This is a genomic window from Bacillus sp. DNRA2 (assembly GCF_012843265.1).
In the GTDB taxonomy this organism is placed as follows: domain Bacteria; phylum Bacillota; class Bacilli; order Bacillales; family Cytobacillaceae; genus Bacillus_BU.
This window is the reverse complement of record NZ_JABAIT010000091.1, coordinates 1-306: the sequence shown is the minus strand read 5'-3', so window position 1 is coordinate 306 and position 306 is coordinate 1. Positions and strand designations below refer to the sequence as shown.

1 rRNA gene is annotated in these 306 nt (G+C 36.3%); it reads left to right on the top strand.

The annotated features are described in order from the left end of the window. A 5S ribosomal RNA gene (gene rrf / locus HHO41_RS22140) occupies nucleotides 1-99 on the top strand; the annotation flags it as partial. Nucleotides 100-306 lie beyond the last annotated feature (207 nt).

Sequence of the window (306 nt, the reverse complement as noted above, 5' to 3'; positions counted from 1 at the left end):
AAGGTCACACCCGTTCCCATACCGAACACGGAAGTTAAGCTTCTCAGCGCCGATGGTAGTTGGGGGCTCTCCCCCTGTGAGAGTAGGACGCTGCCGGGCGAAAAAGTTTTATCTTTTTCATAGATTGGTATTTTAAACAATATCAATTTATAAAATAATATGTTGACATTGTAAAACTGAAATGTTATCATATTAAGGCTGAGTTAAACAAATTGCTCTTTGAAAACTAAACAAACAAACGTCAACAATAAACAAATTATAGTGTGATTGATTTCGATCATGAACACTAGCCAACGTAACTTTTAT